Origin of the sequence: Nocardioides sp. L-11A, assembly GCA_029961745.1 — a bacterium.
In the GTDB taxonomy this organism is placed as follows: domain Bacteria; phylum Actinomycetota; class Actinomycetes; order Propionibacteriales; family Nocardioidaceae; genus Nocardioides.
The window spans coordinates 1,460,893-1,484,050 of sequence record CP124680.1; the positions used below are offsets into that span (position 1 = coordinate 1,460,893).

Genomic DNA, 23,158 nt, shown 5'->3' on the forward strand with positions numbered 1-23,158 from the left:
TCAGGGCCGCTCGGCGTCGTGCTCGAGGACCAGGTAGTGCTCGCGCAGCGTGGCGACGACGGCGCGGGTGTGCTCGCGACCGCGGGTCTCCAGCTGGAGGGACACGTCGACCTCGCCGAGCGCGTGCCGGGTGGCGCGGTCGTGGGCGACCTCCTGCACGTTGACCTCGCAGCGCACCAGCTCGGCGAGCAGGCCGGCGAGACCGCCGGTGCGGTCGGGGATGCGGACCCGCACGGACAGGTAGCGACCCGACGCCGCCAGGCCGTGCCGGATCACGTTCATCATCAGCAGCGGGTCGATGTTGCCGCCCGAGAGCACCGCGCACACCGGCGTCGTGAAGGCCGCCGGGGCAGCGAGCAGGGCGGCGACGGCGACCGCACCGGCCGGCTCGACCGTCAGTTTCGCCCGCTCCATCAGGTGCAGGACGGCATGCGCGATCTGGTCCTCGCTCACCGTGACGACCTCGTCCACCTCCGCCCGGACGTGGGCGAAGGGCAGGTTCCCGGGGCGGGCGACCGCGATGCCGTCGGCGATGGTCGCCATCCGGTCCAGTGCGACCGGTGCGCCGGCGCGCAACGAGGCCGGATAGGCGGCCGCGGCGGCGGCCTGCACGCCGACGATGCGGACGTCGGGCCGGACGGTGCGGATCGCGTGCGCGACGCCCGCGGCGAGCCCGCCGCCGCCCACGGGCACGACCACGCTCGCCACCTCCGGGCACTGCTCCAGCAGTTCCAGGCCGAGCGTGCCCTGGCCCGCGACGATGTCGGGGTGGTCGAAGGGGTGCACCAGGGTGGCGCCGGTCTCGGCGGCGTACGCCTCGGCATGGGTGAGTGCCTCGTCGATGGTGGCGCCGGCGATGCGCACCTCGGCGCCGTACCCGCGGGTGGCCGCCTCCTTGGGGATCGAGGCCCCGCGCGGCATGTAGACGACGGCCGGGATGTCGAGGAGCTGCGCGGCCAGTGCGACGCCCTGGGCGTGGTTGCCGGCGCTGGCCGCCACCACGCCGGCCGCGCGCTCGGCCGGGGTGAGCCGGCTCATCCGCACGTAGGCGCCACGGATCTTGAACGACCCCGCCCGCTGCAGGTTCTCGGCCTTGAGCAGGACCCGTCCGCCGACGACGCCGGAGAGCCACCGGGACTCCTCCAGCGGGGTGCGGACCACCACCGGTGCGATCAGGCGCTGGGCGGCGCGGATGGCGTCGAGGTCGATCACAGCGCCTCCCGCTCGCGCTCGTAGTCGGCCCAGGCGGCGGCGAGGCGGTCGACCGCCTCGACGAGGACCGCCGGTGGCGCGACGAAGGGCAGCCGCACGTGGTCGTGATGACTCTCGTCGGCGCAGAAGATCGGTCCGGGGGAGAGGTCCACACCGTGGTGCAGGGCGACTCGGGCGAACTCGTGGGCGCTGCCGTGGGGGAGCTGGGTCCACATCGACAGCCCGCCGACCGGCGGCTTCGGGCGCCAGGTCGGGAGCCGCTCGGCGAGCGCCGCGGTGAGCGTGGCGAGACCCTTCTCGGCGTGCGCACGGCGTCCGGCGGCCAGCTCGTCGAAACGGTCGATCAGGCCGAGCACGACGAGCTGGCTGAGCACCGGCGTGCCGTTGTCGGCGACCGCCTTGAGCCGGGCGAGCCGGTCGATGGTCGGCTCCGAGGAGCGCACCCACCCGATCCGCAGGCCGGCCCAGACCACCTTGGAGAACGAGCCGACGGTGAGGATCCAGCGGTCCGGCGAGAACGACGCGATGGGCGGCAGGAGCGGGGTGTCGCCCAGGTGGAGCCCCGCGAGGGCGATGTTCTCGACCACCGGCACCTGCAGGTCGTGGGCGAGCTCGGCCAGGCGCCGGCGCCTGCCGAGGGTCAGCTGTGCCCCGGTGGGGTTGTGGAAGTCGGGCGTCACGAGCACGAGGTCGGCCTGCGACTTCGCGATCGCGTCGGGCACCAGGTCGACCCGGGCGCCCTGGTCGTCGACCGGCAGCGAGCGGATCTTGGACCCGTGCGCGGTGATGGCGTCGAGGGTGCCCGTCCAGGTGGGGTTCTCGAGGACGACCGGCTCGCGGTTCGGCAGGAAGAGCTGGGCCAGCAGCGTGATCGCCTGGGCCACTCCGGTCGTGATGAGGATCTGGCTCGGCACGGTCGGCAGGCCGCGGGCGCTCAGGTGGCTCGCGATCGCGGCGCGCAGGTCGGGATGGCCGTAGGGAAGATAGCCCATCCCGATCCCGCCGGGGTCGAGGTCGAGGGTGGCGAGGGCCTCGGTCACGCCCGCGGGCTCCGGGAACGCGGCGCTGGCCATGTCGATCAGCGCCGGCGCCGGCTCGCGGGTCGAGCGGAGCAGCCGCTGCACGGGGTAGGAGGAGTAGACGGCGCCGTCGGGGGAGACGCCGAGAGTCTCGCCGCGGGTTGCGACCCAGGTGCCGGCGCCCTGCCGTGCCTCGAGCCAGCCGTCCTGCTTGAGCCGGTCGAGGGCGGCGACGACCGTCGTGCGGCTGACGCCGAGAGAGTCCGCGATCTGCCGCTCCGGTGGCAGTCGGGTGCCGGGCGCCAGGTCGTAGCGCTCGACGGCGGCGCGGACGGCGGCGGCGAGCTGGACGTAGCGCGGGCCGGCGCCGGACGCCCAGGGGCCGAGCACGTCACCGAGGTTGAGGCCAGTCATATGCCTTCCTCTGCATTTCAAGGCCAATATGCGGCAGATTGGATATGTACGCGCGGGTCGTTCCTCCGCAGACTACCTGACATCTGGAATTGGTCACGCAAAGAGATTCCAATATGCGAGGCTCGTCCAGTCCAAACCAGACCAACTGGTGATTCCAAGGAGCGAGGCATGTCTCTCAACGGTTCGCAGAATGCGTCACGCCGGCTCGGGGAGCGTGACGAGTGGGCACAGGATGTCGCGACACGGCTCGGGTCGTCCACCCACCTGGCGCAGACGCGCGCGTCCCTCGGCGGGCTGGTCACCGCGGCCAGGTCGCGGCGCGACGTCCTGAAGTGGCTCGGCATCGGCGCCGGTGTCGCCGCGGCACCGACCCTGTTGGCCGCCTGCGGCGGCGACAGCAGCCCGGCGGCCGGCGCGTCGGCGACCGGGATCCCCGACGGCAGCGGGCGCACCCTGTCGGTCTCGGTCTGGGGCGGCGAGACCGAGCGGGCGTTCAAGGAGACCGTCGAGCCGGTCTTCCGCAAGCTCACCGGCGCCAAGGTGCAGTACGACACCGGGTCGGGCGGCGAGCGCTTCAACAAGCTGCTCGCCCAGGCCAGCGCGCCGACCGTCGACGTCTTCGTCAACTCCGGTGAGAACGTCTTCCAGGCCAACCGGCAGGGCCTTCTCGCCGACATCGACACCCGCCGGGTCCCCAACGCCGCGGACATCGCGGACTGGGCGAAGCTGTTCCCGTACGGCATCTCCTACGGCCTCGTCGCGTTCGGTCTCACCCGGGCGGCCGGCGTGCCGGCGCTGACGAGCTGGTCGGACCTGTGGCGGCCCGACCTCGCGGGCAAGCTCGGGCTGCCGGGGATCGGGCACACCCAGATGCCGATGTTCCTGATCATGGCGGCCGAGCTGAACGGCGGCTCCGAGAGCGACATCGATCCCGGCCTGAAGGCGCTGGCGAAGCTCGACCCCGCCGTGCTCCAGTACTTCTGGGGCGAGTGGGCCGACCGCGCCAAGGCGGGCGAGGTGAGCGTCGTACCGGAGTTCAACTACTCCCTGCTCGGCGCCAACGACGCCGGGGTGGGCTTCACCTTCGACTTCCCGGAGGAGAAGGCGATCGCCGCCGACAACACGATGGCGATCGTCAAGGGTCGGCCCAACGAGGACCTGGCGCACGTCTTCCTCGACGTCGCCTTCGACGCCGACGTGCAGACCGCCTTCTGTGGCGAGTGGCTCGGTTCGCCGGCCAACGTCAAGGCCACGATCGCGCCCAAGATCGCCGGCAGGGTCCCGCTCGCGGCGGACATCCTCGACCAGGTCCGCTTCTTCGACCTGGGCAAGATCGCGACCAAGCGCGCGGAGTGGACCGAGCGGCTCAACTCCGAGGTGCTGCCCTCGTGGGAGTGATTCCTCGCCGGGTCCGCGGCGCGCGGGCCTCGACGAGCCACGTCATCGGAGGGTCCGGGCTGTCGGTGCTGCCGGCGGTGATCGCCTTCGCCGTCGCGGTGCTCGTGCCGGCCGCGGTGATCTTCCACCAGAGCCTCCAGCCCAACCCGCTCGGCGATCCCAGCGCCCCGCACGACACCTGGGGGAACTACCACCGCCTGCTCACCGACCCGATCTATCGGGACGTGCTGCTGCGGACGCTTCGGGTCAGCGTGGTCGGCGGGATCGCGAGCGTCGTGATCGGGCTGGCCCTGGTGATCGGGCTGACCGCCTTCCGCCGCAAGGAGGTCAGCTCGGTGTGGCTGTTCCTCCTCGTCGCGCCGATCCTGTCGGGCCCGGTCATCACGGTGCTCGGCTGGATGGGCCTCTTCGTCGAGGGCGGCATCGGCTACCGGGTGGTCAACGCGCTGCGTCCCCTGTGGGGCGGTACGCCGGGCCGGGTGGCGGAGACCGAGATCGCGATGACGATAGGGACGGTCCACTTCGTCGTCCCGTTCATCGTCCTCACGCTCTATCCGATCGCCCGCACGGTCTCCAAGGATCTCCTGGAGGCGTCGCTGACGCTGGGGGTCCCGCCCGTGCGCACGGTGTTCCGGGTGGTGCTCCCGCTGTGCCGGCCCGGGATCCTCGCGGCCTCGATCGTCGGTCTGGCGATGGCGATGAGCGCGTTCGTCAATGCCCGCTTCCTCGGTGGGGAACGCAATCTGGTGCTGACCACGCTGGTGAGCCAGCTGGTCAACACCTTCAACCCCACCCTCGCGGCCGCGAGCTCGGTCCTCCTCGTCGGCCTGGGCCTGCTCCTGGTCGCCGTCTACGGCCGGGTGCTCAGTCGCAGCGTCCGCCGTGAGGCCGCTCGATGAGCGCCCGGACGCACCGCCGACGGCGGCAGCAGGGCTGGATCGGCTGGCGGGTGCTGCGGACGGCGACGGTGGTGCTCGGGTTCGCCTTCGTGCTCGGACCCGTGCTGCCCGTGGTCGTGCAGGCCTTCAACGACTCGCCGGTCTTCCCCGACCGGATGCGCGGCCTCACCCTGCACTGGTTCACCGACCTACTCACCTACGACGAGTTCGTCGCGGGCACCTGGACCAGCGCCAAGATCGGGATCGGGGCCACCGCCCTCGCGCTGGTCCTCGGTGTCTCCACGGCGTTCGCGGTGACCCGCGGTCCGCGGTGGATGTCGGGTGCGGGGGTGACGTCGGTGCTGATGGGCCCGATCGTCATCCCGCAGATCGTGGTCGGCCTGGCGATCCTCCAGGTGATCAACCAGCTCCAGCTCCGGGTCGGCCTGGCGGGACTCGTGGTGGCGCACGGGGTCTTCGTCGCGCCGTTCGTGATCCGGCTGGTCGCCGGCGCCCTGCAGACCCAGGGGACGTCGTACGAGGCGACGGCGATGGCCCTCGGCTCCTCGCCCGTCCGGGTGCTGACGACGGTCACCTTCCCCATGCTGCGCCCGGCACTCATCGCGAGCTCGGTGTTCGCGTTCACCCTCTCCTTCGTGAACGTGCCGCTCTCGCTGTTCCTGGCGCCCTCGGACCAGCGTCCGCTCCCGATCAGCATCTACCAGCAGATGGCCAGCAACCGCAGCCCCGTGCTCGCTGCGCTGTCCCTGCTGCTGGCGGTTCTCCTCCTGGCGGCGGCTGCCGCCGTGGAACGGTTCCTACGAGTGAGGTTGCTTCAATGACGGCACCATCGCAGCGTGTCGCGCTCGCCGGCGTGAGCGTCGACTACGGCAAGGGCCCGGTGGTCACCGACCTCGACCTGACGGTCGCGCCCGGCGAGATCACCGCCCTCCTGGGGCAGAGCGGCTGCGGCAAGTCGACCACCCTGCGGGCCATCGCCGGCCTGGTGACGCCGACGGCGGGCACCATCCACTTCGGCGACGACGACGTCACGTTCACCCCGCCGTGGCGGCGCGAGCTGGGCCTGGTCTTCCAGAACCACGCGCTCTTCCCGCACCTGAGCGTGGCCCGCAACGTCGAGTACGGGCTGCGGCGCCGGATGTCCCGTCCGGAGCGGCGCCGGCGGGTCGCCGAGATGCTCGCTCTGGTCGGACTGGAGGAGTTCGCGGAGTCCGAGCCGGCCCAGCTCTCGGGCGGTCAGTCACAGCGTGCGGCCCTGGCCCGGGCGCTGGCGCCCGCGCCGCGGATCCTCCTGCTCGACGAGCCGTTCTCGGCGCTGGACGCCAACCTGCGCGACCGGATGCGGGCGGAGGTCGAGTCGATCATCCGCAAGGTCGGGGTGACGACGGTGATGGTCACCCACGACCAGGACGAGGCGATGTCGATGGCCGACCGCGTGGCGATCATGGCCGAGGGCCGGATCCTCGAGGTCGCCGCGCCGGAGGACATCTTCCGGCGGCCCGCCTTCGCCTACACCGCGCGCTTCGTCGGGGCCTCCAACCTCCTGGCGGGCCAGATCGAGGGGACCGGCGGCGCGACGCGGTTCCGGGTCGGCGAGACGGCCCTCGCGCTGGCGGTGCCCGCGACGGCGGTGCCGGCGGCCCATGCGCTGGCGATCAAGCCGGAGGACGTCCTCCTCGACCCGGCCGCCGGCACCGACGTGGTGCTCGACGCAGAGCTGGCCGGCAGCAAGTTCCACGGCGCGGTCCGCGATCTCACCTGGACGGTGCCCGTGCTCGGCGGCGCCGTCGTCCGCTCGCGGGTGCCGGCGGGCTCCGTCGTGCCCGACGTCGGCGGCCGCGGCCGGATCGGCTGGCGCAGCGACCGGGCGGCGCTCGTCCACGACCCCGACCGGGGTGCCGCGTGACGGTGATCGGCCCGGAGCTCCTCGACGACGTGTACGCCCGTCTCGACGACGAACTGGACGCCGCGCTCGCCGTACTCGCCGAGCACGTCGCCCAGCCGAGCGTGAGCTCGACCGGCGAGGGGATCCGGGACGCGGCCGACCGGCTGTGCGCGTTCGTGCGGGCCTGTGGCCTCACCGGCGAGGTGGTCGGGACCGCCGGTCATCCGGCTGTCGTCGGGCGCCGCCCCGGACCGCCCGGAGCGCCCCGACTGACGTTCTACGGCCACTACGACGTGCAGCCCGCGGCCGCCGCCGACGGCTGGACCTCGGCACCGTTCGCCCCGACCCTGCGCGACGGGCGGCTGTACGGACGCGGCAGCGCCGACAACAAGGCCCAGCACCTCGCCGTGCTGCACGGCCTGCGGGCGCTGCTGGCGGCGCGACCGGACCTGCCGGTCGACGTCAGCGTGATCATCGACGGTGAGGAGGAGACCACCTCCCCGTCGCTCGGGCCGGTGCTCGCCGCGCACCGCGCCACCGTCGGCAGCGACCTGGTCGTCGCCACCGACGGCGCGATGCACCGCTCGGGTGCGCCGACGGTGGTCCGCGGCTGCCGTGGCCTGGTGTACGTCGAGGTCGCGGTCACCGGCGCCGAGCGCGAGCTGCACGGCGGCTCGTACGGCGGCGCCGTACCCAATGCGGCGTCACGGCTGGTCGCGGCGCTGGCCTCCCTCCACGACGCCGACGGGAGGGTGGCGGTGGCCGGATTCCCCGACAGCACTGCGGATCCTGAGGCGCCCGCGTTGCGGCCGCACCTTGGGATCGCCGGGCTGGGTGGGGGCTTCCAGGGTCAGGGCATGAAGACCGTCGTCCCGCACCGGGCGCACGCGAAGGTCGAGTGCCGGCTGGTGCCGGGGCAGCCCGCGCGCGAGGTCGGGGCGGCCGTGGTCGCCCACCTGGAGCGGTTCGCCGGCGTCTCGGCGCGGGTGATCGGTGCGACCGACCCCTACCGGTGCGCCGCGGACGAGCCGTGGCTCGGCACGGTCGTCGACGCGCTCGCGCGGGCCGGCGGTACCGCGCCGGAGGTCGTCACGTCCCTCGGCGGCACGCTGCCGTTGGCCGCGCTCGCCGACGGTCTGGACGCGCCCGTCCTGCTGGTGCCGCTCGCCGGCGCCGACCAGAACAACCACGGCGTGGACGAGAACGTCCGCGTCGACGACTACCGCTACGGCATGCGGGCCGCGGTGGCGATCACCGCGGCCGTCGCGGCCGTCGCGGCGCGGAGCGAGGAGGAACGATGAAGATCGGCGTCGGCTACCCGCAGGGGCTCGACCCGGCGGCCGCCCTCGCGCTGGTCGAGCAGGTCGACCGCGCCGGGCTCGACAGCGTCTGGATCGCGGAGAACCCCTACTGGCCGGGGGCGTTCGCGACGGCGGGCGCGGTCGCGGCCCGCTCCTCGCGGGTCGAGATCGGCATCGGCGTGGTCAGCGCCTTCACCCGCTCGCCCGCCGTGCTCGCGATGGAGGCCGGGCAGGTGCAGCGGCTCTCCGGCGGGCGGCTGGTGCTCGGGCTGGGCGTCGGCGGGCCCCGGGTCCTGGAGGACCTCGGCATCGGCGTCGCCCGCCCGGTGGACGCGATCGAGGAGACCCTCGTCGTCCTGCGCGCCCTCTTCGGCGAGGGCATCACCGCCCACGAGGGTGCAGTGCATCGGCTGCGCGACGTCCGGCTGTCCTTCCCGGTCGCGGCCCCGCCGCTGGTCGTCGGCACGATCGGCCCGCGGATGCTCGCGATGAGCGCGGCGGCCGCCGACGGGATCGTCATCTCCGCGCACGTGCCGCCGGCCGAGATCGAGCGGATCGCACGCGACCACCGCGCGGCCGAGCGGACCGGCCGGCGCGGCCGGGTGACCGCGTTCGTCGCCGCCGCGCTCGACGACGACCCGGCCCTCGCCCGTGCCCGGCTCAAGGCCGATGTCGCCGCGACGATGGTGCGGCTGCTGCGCATCCCGTCGCTGCTGCCCGTGCTGACGGCCGGCGAGCTCACTCTCGCCGACCTGGAGGAGGCGGCGGCCTGTGCCCGCGACGGGCGCCCCGACGACGTCGCCGACCGGGTCGTCGACGAGCTCTGTCTCGCCGGCGACCTCGCCGCCGTCACGACCCGGCTCGAGCGCCTCGCCGCCGCCGGCGTCGACGAGGTGGTGCTGCTCCAGGCCGCGGAGCACCCCGGATTCACCGCGCACGCGGCCGGCCTCGCCGACCGTGCGCACGCCCTGCGATGACCCCCGAGAAGGAGAACGACATGGAGTCCCTGGACCTGCCCGAGCGCTACGCCGACCTCGACCTGCACGTGGAGGGAGGATCGGCCGACGACCTGCGGGCGCTCCTCGTGGCGTACCACACCTACATGGTCGCCAACGACCACCTCGACTTCGGGCTGCTCTCGACCGTGTGGGACGACGCGGCCGAGAACCTCTTCTTCAACACCAACGGCCACACCTACGAGGGGCTGGCGGACTGGGAGAACATCTGGAACTTCTACCGTCCGCAGTTCGCCCTGGTGGCGCCGTACCTGCCGGGGAGGCTGCGGGTGGGCATCGCCGACGGCCTCGCCTTCATCGCCTCGGACCGGGTGACCCGGTTCAAGCGCTGGGTGGGCGGCGACCTGGAGCACAACCCGGCGGCGTACCGCAGCACGCTCGTGCTGCGCCGCGGGGACGACGGCTGGCGGGTCGTGCACGCGCACTTCTCGACCGAGGACGAGGGGCTGCGGCCGGACCGGGATCCCGCCGGGGCGCCGGCATGACCTTCTCCGTCGTCGCGAGGGATCCGGGCTCCGGCAGCTTCGGGGTCGCGATCGCGACCGCCCGGCCGAGCGTCGGGGCGCGCTCCGCGTTCGTCACCGCGGGGGTGGGTGCCTGCGCGACCCAGGCGATCGTGAATCCGGCGCTGGCCGGTGCCGTGCTCGCCGGACTCACGGGTGCCGCCGGGGGAGACGCGGACGCCGCGCTCCGGGCGGCCCTCGCGGACGATCCCGGCGCCGCGCGCCGCCAGGTGCTCCTCGCCGGGCCGGACGGCACCGCCGCCCACACCGGCGACGAGGTGGCTGGCTGGAACGGCCACCTCGTCGAGCCGGACGTCGCCGTCGGCGGCAATCTGCTCGCCGACGGCGAGCCCCTGCCGGCGATGCTCGCGGCCTTCCACGCCTGCCCGGGTGACCTGGCCGACCGGCTGCTGGCCGCGCTCGCGGCCGGCGACGCCGCGGGTGGCGACAGCCGGGGACGCGAGTCGGCCGCGCTGCTGGTGGTCGACGACCGGCCCTGGCCCGCGGTCGACCTCCGGATCGACCACGACGCCGACCCGGTGGGTGCGCTGGGCCGGTTGCTGACGCGCTGGCGGACCCACTGGACGGCGTACGACGAGACGGGCGTGTTCGTCCCCGCGGATCCGCCGGGGGCCGTGCGATGAGCGGGTCTCCCGAGCTGCACGAGCTCACCGCCGAGGCCGCCGCCGCCGAGATCCGGGCCCGCCGGCTCTCGCCGGTCGAGCTGGTCGACGCGGTGCTCGCGCGCATCGAGAAGATCGACCCGGGCCTGTCCTGCTTCGCGACCGTCGACGCCGACGGCGCGCGGGCCGCCGCCCGGGCCGCCGAGGCGCAGGTGACCTCCGGCGCCGAGCTTGGCGCCCTGCACGGCGTCCCGTGCTCGGTGAAGGACCTGATCGACGTGCGCGGGCTGCCGACGATCCGCGGCGCCGTACCGTTCGCGGACACCGTGGCCCAGGCCGACGCACCCGCCGCGACCCTCCTGCGGCAGGCGGGCGCGGTCTGCGTGGGGAAGACGACGACCCCGGAGTTCGGCTGGTCCTTCATCACCGCCAGCCCGGTCACGGGCCGCACCCTCAACCCGTGGCGCCCGGACCGGACCGCGGGCGGCTCCTCGGGCGGCGCGGGCGCCGCGCTCGCCGCGGGGATGGGGCCGCTTGCGGTCGCCACCGACGGCGGCGGCTCGATCCGGCTCCCCGCGGCGTTCACCGGGGTGGTCGGGCTCAAGCCGACCAGCGGCCGGGTGCCGACGTACCCGCCGAGCGACCTGGGCACCCTGGGCCACCTCGGACCGATGGCCCGCAGCGTCCGCGACGTGGCCCGGCTGCTCGACGTGCTGACCGGGCACACCGGAGCCGAGGTGGGGCCGATGGCGCGTGCCTGCGGGCGGCCCGTGGAGCATCTGCGGGTCGGCTACTCGCCCGCGCTGAACGGGGGACCGGTCGATCCGGAGGTCCGAGCGGTCGTCGACGCGTGGGTCGCGGCCCTGGTCGCGGCCGGCGTACCGGTGACCCGCTTCGACCTGGTCCTCGACGGCGTCGAGGACACCTGGGACCGGCTCTACGCCCAGTCGATCACCCGGCAGGTCGATGCGCTGCCGCCGTCCGCGCAAGAGCAGCTCAGCCCGCAGCTGCGCGCGTTCATCGACTCGACCCGCGCCCTGCCCCGCAGCGCGGGGCCCGATGCCGAGCTGGTGCGGCGTACCGTCGCGGCCCGGGCGGACGCGGTGCTGCGCGACTACGACCTGGTCATCACCCCGACGACCAGCACCGTCGCCTTCGACGCCGGGCTGGAGCACCCTGGCACGGTCGCGGGCGTGGCTGTCGGGCTCACCGACTGGGCGCGGCTCACCCAGGTCTGGAACCTCACGGGCTTCCCGGCCATCTCGCTGCCGGCGGGCACCACCGCCGACGGGCTCCCGGTCGGCGTACAGATCGCGGGTCCCACGCATGGCGACGCCGTGGTGCTGGCGCTGGCGGCGTACGCCGAGCGGGCACTGGGACCCCGGCTCCCACGTCGGGTGGCGGGTTGAACGCTCAGGTGGCGATGTCGAGCGTCGTGTCGCTGTCGGCGTGGGCGGCGGCACGGGCGCGGTGCTCGGCCCGCCGTTCGACGAAGCGGGCGGCCTGGGTGTCCAGGCCCTCGAGGAAGGCGGCGAGGTCGTCGCGGGCCTGCTCGCCGACGGCGCCGAGGCCGGTGCGCTCGAAGACGTCCCAGTGCCGCAGGATCGGCATGATGACGTCGTCGTGGTGCAGCCGCAGGTCGTAGATGCCGGCCTTGGCGATGATCATCGAGTTGCGCCGGAAGCCCGCCATCGTGGCCCCCGGCATCTCGAACCCGATGACCTCGTCGGCGATCGCGCGCATGGTCTCGTCGGGCGCGATCTCCAGCGCCGCAGCCACGATGTTGCGGTAGAACACCATGTGCAGGTTCTCGTCCTTGGCGATCCGGGCGAGCATCCGGTCGGCGATCGGGTCGTTGGTGACCTTGCCGGTGTTGCGGTGCGAGACGCGGGTGGCGAGCTCCTGGAAGGACACGTACGTCACCGCCTCCAGCGGCGTCTTGTCGCCCGAGTCGTAGCCGGACGTCATGTAGTCCATCCGCGCGCGCTCCAGCTCGACCGGATCCACGCCCCGGGTCACCACCAGGTAGTCGCGCATCGCGATGCCGTGCCGGTTCTCCTCGGCCGTCCACCGCCCCACCCAGGTGCCCCACGCGCCGTCGCGGCCGAACCGGGTGGCGATCTCGCGGTGGTACGACGGCAGGTTGTCCTCGGTCAGCAGGTTGGTGAACATCGCCGCCTTGGCGGTCTCCGAGAGCCGGGACTGTTCCGGAGCCCAGTCCTCCCCGCCCAGGAACGCGAAGTCGCGTCCCTCGCTCCAGGGGATGTAGTCGTGCGGGTGCCACTCCTGGGCCAGGCCGAGGTGGCGGTCGAGGTTCTCCGCCACCACCGGCTCCAGTTCCTCCAGCAGGTGCTTCGCAGTACTCACGGGCCCTCCCTCGCTCGGATGTCGGTGAGCGTACGCCTCGCCGGAAGGCCGGGCATTCCGCTCGGCTCCGCGGTCGCCAGGACGAGGTGCTTTATCCTCGGAGCAAAGTCGGCGCGGCACCCGCGGCGAGGAGTAGGCAATGTGGCGAAGGAGAGACGAATGGCAGGTTCCCCCGGACAGGTCGGCTCGGGCGACGGTACGGCCTACGGACGTCTTGCGGAGTTCCTGCGCCAACAGATCGTGGCGGGGGTGTTGAAGCCGAACGACCGGTTGCCTGCTGAGCCCGAGCTCTCCGATGCCTACCAGGTCAGTCGGAACACGGCTAGGGAGGCCCTTCGGGTGTTGGCGAGCCAAGGGTTCGTGACCTCCAAGCGCGGCACGTCCGGGGGGACGTTCGTGGCGCATCCGTCGACCGATCAGCTGGGAGCTCAACTCGGTGTCGGCTTGGGGCTTCTCGCTGAGTCGGAGGCGATTCCGTTGGAGAAGCTCATCGAAACACGCGAGATGCTGGAGGTTCCTGCGGCCGAGATCGCCGCGATGAGACGAACCGACGAGGAGCTCGCCGAACTGCAGCGGTGCGTCGACGACACCGGCAGGGTGGCCCCCGACGGCACCTACGAACACAACCGGGCCTTTCACGGTGTGTTGCTGCGCGCGACCCACAATCCGGTCATCGAGGTCATCGCGGAGCCGGTCTTCGAAGTCCTCCACCGCCGCATGAATCGAGGCTCCATGTCCCCCGAGACGCACCAGCGGGTCAATGACGAACACCGCGAGATCGCCCAGGCCATCGAGGCGCGCGACCCCCTGGCGGCACGCGAGGCCACCCGGGCGCACCTCCGCAGCCTCCGGCGGCTGTACAGCACGATCGACAAGCGTGTGCCGCACGATCCGAAGTGACCGTTGACACATCTAACCTCCGAGGTTAGATTCACCCTCGGCTGGCGCCACCCGTAGGCGCCGACACCGAGGAGGCCCGATGAACGTAGGGATCGATCACCGCCGAAGGCGCGGGAACGCGCGCCGTACACAGCGCCGGTTCCGCCATCTCAGCGCTGTCGTCCTGAGCCTCGTGCTGAGCGGCACGGCCGTGGCCTGCGGCTCGGCCGATGACGCCGGCGACAGCGACAAGGTCCTGACGATCGGTCTTCCGAGTGGGCCGGTCAGTCTCGACCCGTCGAAGGACAGCGTGACCTTCGGCAACATCCGGCCGCTGACCAACGAGTTCCTGCTCCACCAGGCCACCGACGGGTCGATCCAGCCGGGCCTGGCCTCGTCGTGGCGGTATGTGGACGAGGCCTACCAGGTGTTCGAGCTCACCCTGCGTGAGGGCGCGACGTTCTCGGACGGGTCGCCGGTCGACGCCGAGGCGGTGAGCACGTGGTTGGAGTACTTCTCGAAGGGTGCTGGAGCGTTCACCGCATTGATGGGGACCGTCGATGCCGTCGAAGCCGTCGATGCCCTCACGGTGCGGCTCACGCTGGCCGAGTCCAACCCCCTCATCCCCTATCTGCTGTCCGAGAGTGCCAACTGGGGAGCCGTCTCCTCGCCGAAGGCCGTCGCCACTCCCGATGTTCTGGGGACCGAGACCGTCGGGGCAGGCCCCTACATGCTCGATCCTGACCAGTCGATCAGCGACAAGAAGTACGTCCTGGTGCCGAATCCGCACTACGACAAACCGGATGCCGTGAAGTGGGACCGGGTCGTCGTCGACATCATCCCGGATGCGAACGCCCGGCTCCAGGCACAGAGCACCGGTCAGATCGACGTCGCCTGGGGAGACCTCACGACGGTGGCCGCGGCGGAGAAGAGCGGGCTCGAGGTGGTGGGCCGGCCGAGCGGAACCGGCGGCCTCATCTTCGCCGATCGCGCCGGCGACGGACCCGTGGGAGATGTCCGGGTCCGTCAGGCCTTGAACTATGCGATCGACAGGGAAGCCATCACCGAGGGACTCGTCGGCGAGAACGGTGAGCCCACGTCGCAGTTGTTCGCCACCGACGTCGAATCCCTGCTGCGCGACCACTACGACTATGACGTCGAGCGCGCGAAGAGTCTCCTCGCCGAGGCGGGATACGGAGATGGCTTCGCCGTCGACGTCCTGACGTACGGCGGATACGGGGTGAGCGGCACCCCGCTCGCCCAAGCCATCGCGTCGTACTGGTCGAAGGTGGGCGTCGATGCCAAGATCACGACCGCGCCCACAGCCGCCGAGTATGCGGAGAAGCGGTCGAGCAAGCGGTATCCGATCGTCTTCTACTCGGTGCCCACCGGTCCGATGGGCGCTGGGTACAGGATGGCGCTCGCGCCCACGGGCGGGCTCAACCCGTTCGGAGCCACCGACGCCACGATGACCGCCATCTTCGAGCGCGCCTCCCGCACCAACGATGCCCAGGCGTGGAGTGAGCTGAGTCAGCGCACGGTCACCGAAGCCGTCTTCGTGCCGGTCTTCAATGCGCTGAGGGTCTTCTACTACGTCTCCGACCGAGTCGCCGGCGTGGAGTTGACCGAGGGGCGGCCGGAGTACAGCTGGGCCACCGAGTGGTCGCCGAAGTGAGCACCGCAACCGACACGAAACGCGGTGCGGCGCAGGTCCCCGATGCCGCCGATCGGCGCCCCGGACGGTCCGGACGGCGGATCGTGGGAAGCCCGATCGGCATCATCGCCACGCGGCTGTTGGGCGCGGTCCCGCTCCTGCTGGCGGTCACCGCACTGACCTTCGTGCTCATCGCGCTCGCTCCGGGCGACGTCGCCCAGGCGATCCTGGGGCCCGAGGCGACACCTGCGGCGTACGACCAGTTGCGCGAGCAGCTGGGGCTCAATCTCCCACTCCACGAGCAGTACTGGGGTTGGCTGACCGGAGTTCTGCACGGCGATGTCGGGACGTCGCTCTACAACGGGGAATCCGTGTCGCACGCCATCGCTCAACGGCTCCCCGTGACGCTCTCCTTGATGTTCGGGGCGCTGATCGTCAGCCTGGTCGTCGGTGTGGCTCTGGGGATGGCGAGTGCGGTGCGCCGGGGCGCCTTCGGTCGAGCGATCGACATCTTCGCCCTGATCGGGTTCGCCGTTCCATCCTTCTGGTTGGGTGCGCAGCTGATCGTCCTCTTCGCGGTGCAACTCGGGTGGTTTCCCGCGACGGGCTACGTGCCACTGGGCGTCGACTCGGGCGAGTGGGCGAGATCCCTGGCTCTGCCCGTAGCGGCCCTCGCCTTCGGTGGCATCGCTGCGATCGCCAAGCAATCGAGAGACGCGTTCCTCGACGCGTTGGCCCAGCCGTTCGTCAGTGTTGCGCTTGCCAACGGCGTGAGTATCGGCTCGATCCTGTTCCGGCACGTGCTCAAGGTGGCCTCGCTGCGCATCACCACGATCCTCGGTCTACAGGCGCTGACCCTCCTCGGTGGGACGGTGGTCGTGGAGAACGTCTTCTCCTTGCCCGGACTGGGGACGTTGGCCTCCAACGCGACCAGCCGCGGCGACGTGCCCGTGATCCAAGGGATCGTCCTCTACTACGCGTTCATGGTGGTAGCGGTGAATCTTCTGGTGGACATCGTCTACGCCTGGCTCAACCCACGGGTGAGGGCAGCATGAGCCGTAACCTGACACGTCGATCCACGCTCATCACGGCATTGCGACGGCCGGCGGGGGCGCTGTGCCTGATCTACATCCTCGTGCTGACGGTCGTCGCGGTCCTCGCGCCGATCCTGCTCCCCGATGTGGCCACGCAGCAGGCCGGTGACCTTCGGATCACCAACGCGCCGCCCGGCTCCGGTCATCTGCTCGGAACCGACACCCTCGGACGGGATGTGCTGGACAGGTTGCTGGTGGGCACCCGCGTCACCTTGGTGGGCCTGGTCATCGCCGTCTCCTGCGCGTTGGCGATCGGCGTTCCGTTGGGCCTCCTGGCCGGCTACGCCAGAGGCCTCGTGGATCGTGTGGTCGGCTGGATCGCCGACCTCGCGTTCGCCATGCCCACGATCATCATCATCTTCGTCGTCCTGACGATCTTCCCGCACAACATGGTCGCCGCCATGATCACCCTGGGCCTCCTGCTCTCGCCGACCCTCATCCGCGTGGTCCGCTCGGCAACGCTGGTCGTACGCGAAGAGCTGTACATCGACGCGGCCAAGGCCGCCGGCCTCTCGGCCCCCTACATCCTGAGCAGGCACGTCCTTCCGAGGATCCTGGGGCCGATCATCGTCCAGGCTTCTCTCGTGTGCGGCGTCGCACTCATCGTGCAGACCGCGTTGGCCTTCCTCGAGCTGGTGGTTCCCAACCCGCAGCCCAGTTGGGGCGGCATGATCGCGGATGGGATCCGGGTCCTACAGACCAACGCGTGGCTCGTGATCCCGCCGGGCCTGACGGTGACGGTCACGATCCTCGTCTTCGGCCTGTTGGGCGACGTGATCAGGGATACGTCGTCCGCGGCATGGTCGCCCGCGCCGCAGCTGATGCCCAAGCAGCGCAGAGACCTCGGCGCGCCGGCGCAGAGCACCGAGGAGGAAGCAGGCTCGGCTCTGCTGTCCGTGCGGTCACTGGCCGTCACGCTGCCGCGCGACGGCGTACCGGTCCAAGTCCTGCACGACGTGTCGTTCTCCCTCGATGAGGGCGAGGTGGTCGCCCTTGTCGGCGAGTCCGGTTGCGGCAAGACTATGACGGCGCGGTCCATCGTGGGGTTGCTCCCGTCGGGCGGAGAGCTGACTCGCGGCGCAGTCGTCTACCGTGGTCGCGACCTGGCGACATTGCCGCGCAAGCAGCGCCATGCGCTTCGCGGCAAGGCGATCGCCTGGGTCTCGCAGGAGCCCATGGTCAGCCTCACGCCCGTCCTCCGAGTCGGTTGGCAGATTGCCGAGGGAGTGCGGCGACACCAAGGGATCTCCCGTGCCGAAGCCTGGCGTCGGGCGATCGACCTGCTGGGTGAGGTCGGGTTGCCCGACCCCGCTGACGTCGCTCGCCGGTACCCGCACGAGCTGTCGGGCGGCATGGCGCAGCGCGTGTCCATCGCTCGAGCACTCGCGGGCGACCCGGACGTGCTCATCGCCGACGAGCCGACGACGGCTCTCGACGTCACGCTCCAGGCGGAGATCCTCGCGCTTCTGCGTCGCCTCCAGAAGCAACGCAAGATGGCGCTCCTGCTGGTGACCCATGACTGGGGGGTGGTGGCGGACATCGCCGACCGGGTCGTCGTGATGTACGCCGGCGAGGTCGTCGAGAGGGCCGACGTCGACGACATCTTCGAGTCGCCGTGCCATCCCTACACGCGCGGATTGATCGCCTCGGACCCGCACCACGACCCGGACGCCGAACGCCTCCCCTTCATCCGTGGTGTCGTGCCCCGTCCCGAGGAGTGGCCGGCCGGTTGCCACTTCAGCGACCGGTGCGACTTCAGCACCTCGGCGTGCACCGACCGCGCCGTTCCGCTCTTGCAGTTGCCTGACCATCGCGAGGCTCGGTGCATTCGCACGGACATCTTCGAGGAGGCCCCGGCATGACCACCGACACGCCCATCCTGCCCACCGTCGACCCCGTTCTCTCCGTCCGCGACCTCGAGGTCAAGTACGGCCGTGGTCGTCAGGCGACCCCGGCGGTGCGCGGAGTGAGCTTCGATCTCCGGCCCGGTGAGACCCTCGGGCTGGTGGGGGAGTCGGGCTCCGGCAAGTCCACGATCGCGCGCGCGGTCCTCGGCCTGACGCCGGTGTCCGCAGGACGGGTCAACTTCCTGGGGCGAGATCTGACCTCGGTGCCCGCCAGGAAGCGGGGCCTCCTCACCCGCGACCTCCAAGTCGTCTTCCAGGATCCCTACAGCTCACTGAACCCCACGAGAACCATCGGGCAGTCGCTGGCGGAGATGCTGCGCGCGGGCGGCGACAGGGCGGGGACGGCCACGAGCCGGGAGCGCATCGCGGAGATGCTCGAGCGTGTCGGCCTGCCGGCCGATGCTGCGCAGCGGTATCCGGCGGCATTCAGCGGGGGGCAGCGCCAGCGCATCGCGATCGCGCGCGCGCTGATGACCCAGCCCCGGCTCGTCATCTGTGATGAAGCGGTGAGCGCTCTCGACGTCTCGGTCCAGGCGCAGGTACTCAACCTGTTGCGTGACCTGCAGCGCGACTTCAACATGGCGTATCTCTTCATCGCTCACGACCTGCCCGTGGTGCGGAACGTGTCGCACCGGATCGCAGTCATCCACCGGGGAAGGTTCGTCGAACAGGGCCCGGCGCGGGAGGTGTACGAGCGACCCCGTGACCCGTACACCCAGAAGCTCCTCAGCTCGGTACCCATCCCCAATGCGCGGCTCCAACGGGCGCGCCGCGCAACTTCTCCAGCCGCGCGAACGAGTTCGATGCTCGAACCCGCGGCTGCCAACGGTGTCGCGTCATCCGCCGCGACCACCGACTAGTGACCACGAGCACCACCGAGACATGCTCATAGGAAAGGACAGTGGACCGTGCAGACAAAGGCTGGCTGGCAGGGACGATTCTTCGAGGACTTCGAGGTCGGGGACCACTATCGCCACCCCCTCGGCCGCACCATCACACAGACCGACAACACCTGGTTCACCCTGTTGACCCAGAACACCGCGGAGATGCACTTCAACCAGGTGGTGGGGGAAGCCTCCGACTTCGGTCGATCCCTGGTCAACTCCACGCTGACGCTGGCGGTGGTGGCTGGTCAGAGCGTGATCGACACCTCCTATCAGGCGATCGCCAACCTGGGTTGGGACGGCATCAAGCTGAAGAACCCGGTGTTCGCCGGCGACACGATCTGGTCGGAGTCGATCGTGCTGGACCTGCGCGAGTCGAACAGCCGACCGCATGCCGGGATCGTCACGGTCCGTACCCGTGGGCTGAAGCAGACCGGCGCGGAGGTGCTGTCCTACGTTCGCACGTTCATGGTGAAGAAGCGCGCCGCCGCAACGGTCAGCTCGTTCCCGGAGCCGCTCGAGCCGTTCGCCCCGGAGCCTGCCGCTGGGGCCACCGCGTGATGATGCCCTTGGCAGATGTTCGTATCCTCGCGGTCGAGCAGTATGGAGCGGGGCCGTTCGGGTCGCTGCAGCTGGCAGATCTCGGAGCCGACGTCATCAAGATCGAGAATCCGAACGACGGCGGAGACGTCGGCCGCTATGTACCACCCTTCGCCGAAGGCGAGGACTCCCTCTTCTTCGAGTCCCTGAACCGAGGAAAGCGCAGCGTCAGCTTGGACATCAAGTCCGGGGCCGGGCGCGCGATCTTCGAACGGTTGGTGGCCGACGCCGATGCCGTGTACTTCAACCTGCGTGGCGACGTTCCGAAGAAGCTGGGCATCACCTACGACCAGCTTGCGCACATCAACCCCGCCATCGTGTGCTGCTCGCTGAGCGGCTTCGGCATGGCCGGGCCACGTCACGCCGAGCCTGGCTACGACTACGTCCTCCAGGGACTTGCCGGATGGATGTCGCTCACGGGTGAACCGGACGGTCCGCCGACGAAATCGGGTCTCTCCCTGGTCGACTTGTCGGGCGGTCTGGTGGCGGCGCTCTCGCTCCTGGCGGCCGTGCATGCGGCCAGGAGGGACGGTCGGGGCATGGATTGTGACGTGAGCCTGTACGACACCTCGATGAGCATGCTCTCCTACCTTGCGACCTGGCATCTGTCAGCGGGGTACGACCCCCAGCGGATGGCACGGTCGGCGCATCCCTCCCTGGTGCCTTTCCAACTCTTCCCCACCCGCGACGGTTGGATCGTTGCGGGATGTGCGAAGGAGAAGTTCTGGCAGCGCCTCGCCATCGCGATCGGCAGACCGGGGCTGGTGAATGATCCACGCTTCGAATCGTTCGAGAAGCGGTTCGAGCACCGGGAGGCTTTGCAGGAGATCCTGGACGAGGCGTTGCGGGCCCAGACCACCGACCACTGGGTTCGGATCCTCCGTGAGGCGGGCGTCCCGAGCGGTCCGGTCCACGACGTCCCACAGGCGCTGGACGATCCGCACACGCATGCTCGCGGCCTCCTCATCTCGACCAGCCATCCCCGACTCGGCGACGTTCGTCACGTGCGCTCCGCTGTGCGTGCCGGATCTGCGGAGCAGGAGTATCAGCGCGCACCTCGGCGCGGGGAGCACGGCTCGGATGTGCTCCACGATCTCGGGATGAGCGAGAGCGACATCGCAGAGGCTGTGGCAGCGGGGGCTTTCGGCGACCCGGACCGGAGTCTGACGACCGCCTCGACAGGCAAGGCAGATCGGTGAGCGCGGTCACCGCCAGGTCGATGCTCTTCGTCCCGGGCGCCCGCTCCGACCGCTTCGAGAAGGCATCCGCCAGCGGAGCCGACGAGATCGTCCTCGATCTGGAGGACGGCGTGGCGGAGGAGGACAAGGACACCGCCCGGCAACGGGTCGCCGACTGGAAAGCAGCTGGAGGGCGGGGCGTGGTGCGCATCAACCCGCCGGGAACCGAGGCGTACGCCCACGACATCGCGGCTTTCGCGGAGGCGATCGGCGCCGGCATCATGTTGCCCAAGGCAACAGCGCAATCGACGGCTGTCGTCGCACGGTGCCTGCGGCCGGACAGCTTCCTGCTCCCCATCATCGAGTCGGCGCAAGGTGTGTTCGAAGCCGTCGACATCTGCTCGACTCGTGGTGTGAAGCGCGCGGCCTTCGGGAACGGTGATCTCGCGGCGGATGTCGGCCTGAGCCACGACAACTGGCCCGGTCTCCAATGGGCACGTTCCACGCTCGTCTTCGCGTCCGCTGCTGCCGGTATCGCAGCCCCCATCGACGGAGTCGTGACGAAGGTCCAGGACGAGAGCCTGTTGGCTGAGGAGTGCCGCAGCGGCCGAGCTCTCGGCTTCGGTGGCAAGCTCAGCATTCATCCCACTCAGGTTCCCGCGATCAACACTCACTACTCTCCGACGGCAGCTGAGGTGGAGTGGGCTCAGCGCTTGCTCGCGCAGGCAACGGATGCCGGCGCGTCAGCCGTCGATGGCGAGATGGTCGATGAAGCGATCCTGCGGCGTGCTCGTTATATCGCGACCTTGCAGGTGAGCTTGGAAGGCAGCGAATAGTGGATCCTCGACCTGAGGTCTCGGATGATGCGGGCTATCCGGTGAGATTTCCGGACGTGCAGTTCTCGCCGTCCGGGTCGGCCCTCGTCATCATCGACATGCAGAGATATTTCCTCGATCCCAGTGGGCCGCTCGGTGTTCATTTTCGACACAGCTTCCCGACCCTGGCCGACGACTTCTATCGCACGGTTCGGGAGTCGTTGATCCCCAATCTCGCACAGGTGCTCGAGGCCTATCGTGCCGCCCGGCACCCCGTCGTGCATGTCACAACGGGTGCCCAAGGAGACGGCAGGAGAGAACTGCTTCCCCACATGCGCAGCAGGTTCGCGGACGAACGGGATCCGTCGCCGAGCGTCGATGGCGGACTGGTCTGCTCATCGAAGTGGCACGAGATCGTCCCGGAGCTGAGCCCGCAGCCCGGTGAGATCGTCCTCAACAAGGTCACTCGAAGCGCCTTCACCTCGGCAGGTCTCGACAGCGTCCTGCGAAACATGAGGGTCGAGCAGCTCCTTGTCGGAGGTGTGGCGAGCGACGCCTGCGTTCACATCACTGCACTTGACGCCAGTGACCACGGCTACGGGACGTTCGTCCTGGAAGATGCCACGGCGGCCTTCGACCCGCGTACGCACCGCTCGGCGATGGAGAGCTTCCAGCGTCTCTGGGGCGTACTGCTGACGAGCCGTGAGGCGACTGCCGTACTGCGGCGCACAGTCTGACGGGTTCCGGCCGGCCCCGCTTCCCGACCGCGCCCGAAGGCTGAAGGCGGTGTCGCCCGCGACCCGCGGATCAATCCGTGGACATGCCAGCGCGGGACCGGCACGCGGAACCGGCCTCCGAGGTCGATGACGGCTCCGCGACGGTAGTCCCCGGACTAGGCTGAGCCTCATGGCGGCCGGCGCGACGATGCACACGTTCGAGGTCGAGTTGGCCGACACGGATCGCGGCGTCTACGAGGAGTTCACGCTGCGCGCGGCGCGGCATCCGTCAGAGACCGAGGCGTACCTCGTGACGCGCGTGCTCGCCTACTGCCTCGAGCACGAAGAGGGCATCACATTCAGCGAGGGCATCTCGGCGACCGACGCCCCGGCGGTGCTGGTGCGTGACCTGAGCGGGAAGCTGCTCGCCTGGATCGAGGTCGGCGCGCCGGATGCCGCGCGGCTTCACACGGGCAGCAAGGCTGCCGAGCGCACGACGATCTACACGCACCGCGACCCGGCCAAGGTGCTCGCGCCGTGGGCAGGGGCGAGGATCCACCGCGCCGCCGAGATCGTGCTGCACAGCTTCGATCCTGGGTTCATCGATTCCGTGGTGGACGCGATGGAGCGCCGCAACACGATCACGCTCACCGTGACGGAGCGGCAGCTCTACCTGGAGCTGAACGGCGTGCACCTCTCATCGGCGGTGCACGACCACCCGATCGGTTAGCGGGGCGACGTCTCGTTTGTCGGTCCTGATGCGCGACTTCCAGGTCGACCTGGCGGCGCTCGGA

General features: G+C 70.7%; 22 protein-coding genes. 19 read left to right on the forward strand and 3 right to left on the reverse strand.

Translation table 11 applies throughout. From position 1 onward, the window contains the following. Together ilvA and QJ852_06885 are read right to left on the reverse strand one after the other, a co-directional pair. Positions 1–1,212, reverse strand: coding sequence for a threonine ammonia-lyase (gene ilvA, locus QJ852_06880; GenBank protein WGX98161.1), 1,212 nt, complete (start codon positions 1,210–1,212; stop codon positions 1–3). After that, on the reverse strand, positions 1,209–2,645 hold the full coding sequence (locus tag QJ852_06885) for a PLP-dependent aminotransferase family protein (GenBank protein WGX98162.1): 1,437 nt from the start codon (positions 2,643–2,645) through the stop codon (positions 1,209–1,211). Before QJ852_06885 ends, ilvA begins: the two co-directional genes overlap by 4 nt. Before the next feature lie 168 nt (positions 2,646–2,813). Here QJ852_06885 and QJ852_06890 point away from each other — a divergent pair, with 168 nt between their 5' ends. From QJ852_06890 to QJ852_06930, 9 genes are read left to right on the forward strand one after another with little or no spacing between them, the layout of a single operon-like run. Further along, positions 2,814–4,043: an extracellular solute-binding protein gene (locus QJ852_06890; GenBank protein ID WGX98163.1), complete on the forward strand. Its 1,230-nt coding sequence runs from the start codon at positions 2,814–2,816 to the stop codon at positions 4,041–4,043. Next, on the forward strand, positions 4,034–4,942 hold the full coding sequence (locus tag QJ852_06895) for an ABC transporter permease subunit (protein WGX98164.1): 909 nt from the start codon (positions 4,034–4,036) through the stop codon (positions 4,940–4,942). Before QJ852_06890 ends, QJ852_06895 begins: the two co-directional genes overlap by 10 nt. Then, positions 4,939–5,763 (forward strand): ABC transporter permease subunit, encoded by an 825-nt coding sequence (locus QJ852_06900; protein ID WGX98165.1) that lies wholly within the window; start codon positions 4,939–4,941, stop codon positions 5,761–5,763. Before QJ852_06895 ends, QJ852_06900 begins: the two co-directional genes overlap by 4 nt. Next, positions 5,760–6,848 carry an ABC transporter ATP-binding protein gene (locus QJ852_06905; GenBank protein ID WGX98166.1) on the forward strand — a complete coding sequence of 363 codons (1,089 nt, stop codon included), beginning with the start codon at positions 5,760–5,762 and terminating at the stop codon, positions 6,846–6,848. The genes QJ852_06900 and QJ852_06905 overlap by 4 nt, the downstream gene beginning before the upstream one ends. Continuing rightward, positions 6,845–8,128 carry a M20/M25/M40 family metallo-hydrolase gene (locus QJ852_06910; protein ID WGX98167.1) on the forward strand — a complete coding sequence of 428 codons (1,284 nt, stop codon included), beginning with the start codon at positions 6,845–6,847 and terminating at the stop codon, positions 8,126–8,128. The genes QJ852_06905 and QJ852_06910 overlap by 4 nt, the downstream gene beginning before the upstream one ends. After that, positions 8,125–9,105, forward strand: a complete 981-nt coding sequence (locus QJ852_06915) for an LLM class flavin-dependent oxidoreductase (protein ID WGX98168.1) — start codon at positions 8,125–8,127, stop codon at positions 9,103–9,105. The genes QJ852_06910 and QJ852_06915 overlap by 4 nt, the downstream gene beginning before the upstream one ends. A gap of 20 nt (positions 9,106–9,125) precedes the next feature. Then, complete coding sequence (locus QJ852_06920) at positions 9,126–9,629, forward strand: nuclear transport factor 2 family protein (GenBank protein WGX98169.1); 504 nt, start codon at positions 9,126–9,128, stop codon at positions 9,627–9,629. Then, positions 9,626–10,291, forward strand: coding sequence for a DUF1028 domain-containing protein (locus tag QJ852_06925; GenBank protein WGX98170.1), 666 nt, complete (start codon positions 9,626–9,628; stop codon positions 10,289–10,291). Before QJ852_06920 ends, QJ852_06925 begins: the two co-directional genes overlap by 4 nt. Continuing rightward, a complete protein-coding gene (locus QJ852_06930; GenBank protein ID WGX98171.1) occupies positions 10,288–11,679 on the forward strand; it encodes an amidase family protein in 1,392 nt (463 codons plus the stop codon). Before QJ852_06925 ends, QJ852_06930 begins: the two co-directional genes overlap by 4 nt. A 4-nt stretch (positions 11,680–11,683) precedes the next feature. Here QJ852_06930 and QJ852_06935 read toward each other — a convergent pair whose 3' ends face one another. Continuing rightward, a complete protein-coding gene (locus QJ852_06935) occupies positions 11,684–12,637 on the reverse strand; it encodes an acyl-ACP desaturase (GenBank protein ID WGX98172.1) in 954 nt (317 codons plus the stop codon). Between the two features lie 159 nt (positions 12,638–12,796). Here QJ852_06935 and QJ852_06940 point away from each other — a divergent pair, with 159 nt between their 5' ends. The 10 genes from QJ852_06940 to QJ852_06985 all read left to right on the forward strand — a co-directional run bounded on the left by QJ852_06940 (position 12,797) and on the right by QJ852_06985 (position 23,094). Then, positions 12,797–13,537 (forward strand): FadR/GntR family transcriptional regulator, encoded by a 741-nt coding sequence (locus tag QJ852_06940; protein WGX98173.1) that lies wholly within the window; start codon positions 12,797–12,799, stop codon positions 13,535–13,537. A 79-nt stretch (positions 13,538–13,616) separates the two neighbouring features. Next, complete coding sequence (locus tag QJ852_06945) at positions 13,617–15,191, forward strand: ABC transporter substrate-binding protein (GenBank protein ID WGX98174.1); 1,575 nt, start codon at positions 13,617–13,619, stop codon at positions 15,189–15,191. Next, complete coding sequence (locus QJ852_06950; GenBank protein WGX98175.1) at positions 15,188–16,225, forward strand: ABC transporter permease; 1,038 nt, start codon at positions 15,188–15,190, stop codon at positions 16,223–16,225. The genes QJ852_06945 and QJ852_06950 overlap by 4 nt, the downstream gene beginning before the upstream one ends. After that, positions 16,222–18,126 carry a dipeptide/oligopeptide/nickel ABC transporter permease/ATP-binding protein gene (locus tag QJ852_06955; protein ID WGX98176.1) on the forward strand — a complete coding sequence of 635 codons (1,905 nt, stop codon included), beginning with the start codon at positions 16,222–16,224 and terminating at the stop codon, positions 18,124–18,126. The genes QJ852_06950 and QJ852_06955 overlap by 4 nt, the downstream gene beginning before the upstream one ends. Beyond that, positions 18,123–19,031: an ATP-binding cassette domain-containing protein gene (locus QJ852_06960; GenBank protein ID WGX98177.1), complete on the forward strand. Its 909-nt coding sequence runs from the start codon at positions 18,123–18,125 to the stop codon at positions 19,029–19,031. The genes QJ852_06955 and QJ852_06960 overlap by 4 nt, the downstream gene beginning before the upstream one ends. Positions 19,032–19,079: 48 nt before the next feature. After that, on the forward strand, positions 19,080–19,616 hold the full coding sequence (locus tag QJ852_06965; protein WGX98178.1) for a MaoC family dehydratase: 537 nt from the start codon (positions 19,080–19,082) through the stop codon (positions 19,614–19,616). Then, positions 19,616–20,854 carry a CoA transferase gene (locus tag QJ852_06970; protein ID WGX99541.1) on the forward strand — a complete coding sequence of 413 codons (1,239 nt, stop codon included), beginning with the start codon at positions 19,616–19,618 and terminating at the stop codon, positions 20,852–20,854. Before QJ852_06965 ends, QJ852_06970 begins: the two co-directional genes overlap by 1 nt. Beyond that, positions 20,851–21,669: a CoA ester lyase gene (locus QJ852_06975; protein WGX98179.1), complete on the forward strand. Its 819-nt coding sequence runs from the start codon at positions 20,851–20,853 to the stop codon at positions 21,667–21,669. The genes QJ852_06970 and QJ852_06975 overlap by 4 nt, the downstream gene beginning before the upstream one ends. A 56-nt stretch (positions 21,670–21,725) precedes the next feature. Continuing rightward, positions 21,726–22,385, forward strand: a complete 660-nt coding sequence (locus tag QJ852_06980) for an isochorismatase family cysteine hydrolase (GenBank protein ID WGX98180.1) — start codon at positions 21,726–21,728, stop codon at positions 22,383–22,385. Positions 22,386–22,554: 169 nt separating this feature from the next. Then, the gene (locus tag QJ852_06985) at positions 22,555–23,094 is read left to right on the forward strand and encodes a YaeQ family protein (protein ID WGX98181.1); all 540 of its coding nucleotides are present in this window, start codon (positions 22,555–22,557) and stop codon (positions 23,092–23,094) included. Positions 23,095–23,158 lie beyond the last annotated feature (64 nt).

Coding starts and splice junctions, on each gene's coding strand:
- QJ852_06915 (WGX98168.1), top strand. CDS start 8,125: ATGAAGATCGGCGTCGGCTACCCGCAGGGGCTCGACCCGGCGGCCGCC.
- QJ852_06925 (WGX98170.1), top strand. CDS start 9,626: ATGACCTTCTCCGTCGTCGCGAGGGATCCGGGCTCCGGCAGCTTCGGG.
- QJ852_06945 (WGX98174.1), top strand. CDS start 13,617: ATGAACGTAGGGATCGATCACCGCCGAAGGCGCGGGAACGCGCGCCGT.
- QJ852_06970 (WGX99541.1), top strand. CDS start 19,616: ATGATGCCCTTGGCAGATGTTCGTATCCTCGCGGTCGAGCAGTATGGA.
- QJ852_06890 (WGX98163.1), top strand. CDS start 2,814: ATGTCTCTCAACGGTTCGCAGAATGCGTCACGCCGGCTCGGGGAGCGT.
- QJ852_06905 (WGX98166.1), top strand. CDS start 5,760: ATGACGGCACCATCGCAGCGTGTCGCGCTCGCCGGCGTGAGCGTCGAC.
- QJ852_06960 (WGX98177.1), top strand. CDS start 18,123: ATGACCACCGACACGCCCATCCTGCCCACCGTCGACCCCGTTCTCTCC.
- QJ852_06920 (WGX98169.1), top strand. CDS start 9,126: ATGGAGTCCCTGGACCTGCCCGAGCGCTACGCCGACCTCGACCTGCAC.
- QJ852_06985 (WGX98181.1), top strand. CDS start 22,555: ATGGCGGCCGGCGCGACGATGCACACGTTCGAGGTCGAGTTGGCCGAC.
- QJ852_06900 (WGX98165.1), top strand. CDS start 4,939: ATGAGCGCCCGGACGCACCGCCGACGGCGGCAGCAGGGCTGGATCGGC.
- QJ852_06940 (WGX98173.1), top strand. CDS start 12,797: ATGGCAGGTTCCCCCGGACAGGTCGGCTCGGGCGACGGTACGGCCTAC.
- QJ852_06955 (WGX98176.1), top strand. CDS start 16,222: ATGAGCCGTAACCTGACACGTCGATCCACGCTCATCACGGCATTGCGA.
- QJ852_06930 (WGX98171.1), top strand. CDS start 10,288: ATGAGCGGGTCTCCCGAGCTGCACGAGCTCACCGCCGAGGCCGCCGCC.
- QJ852_06885 (WGX98162.1), bottom strand. CDS start 2,645: ATGACTGGCCTCAACCTCGGTGACGTGCTCGGCCCCTGGGCGTCCGGC.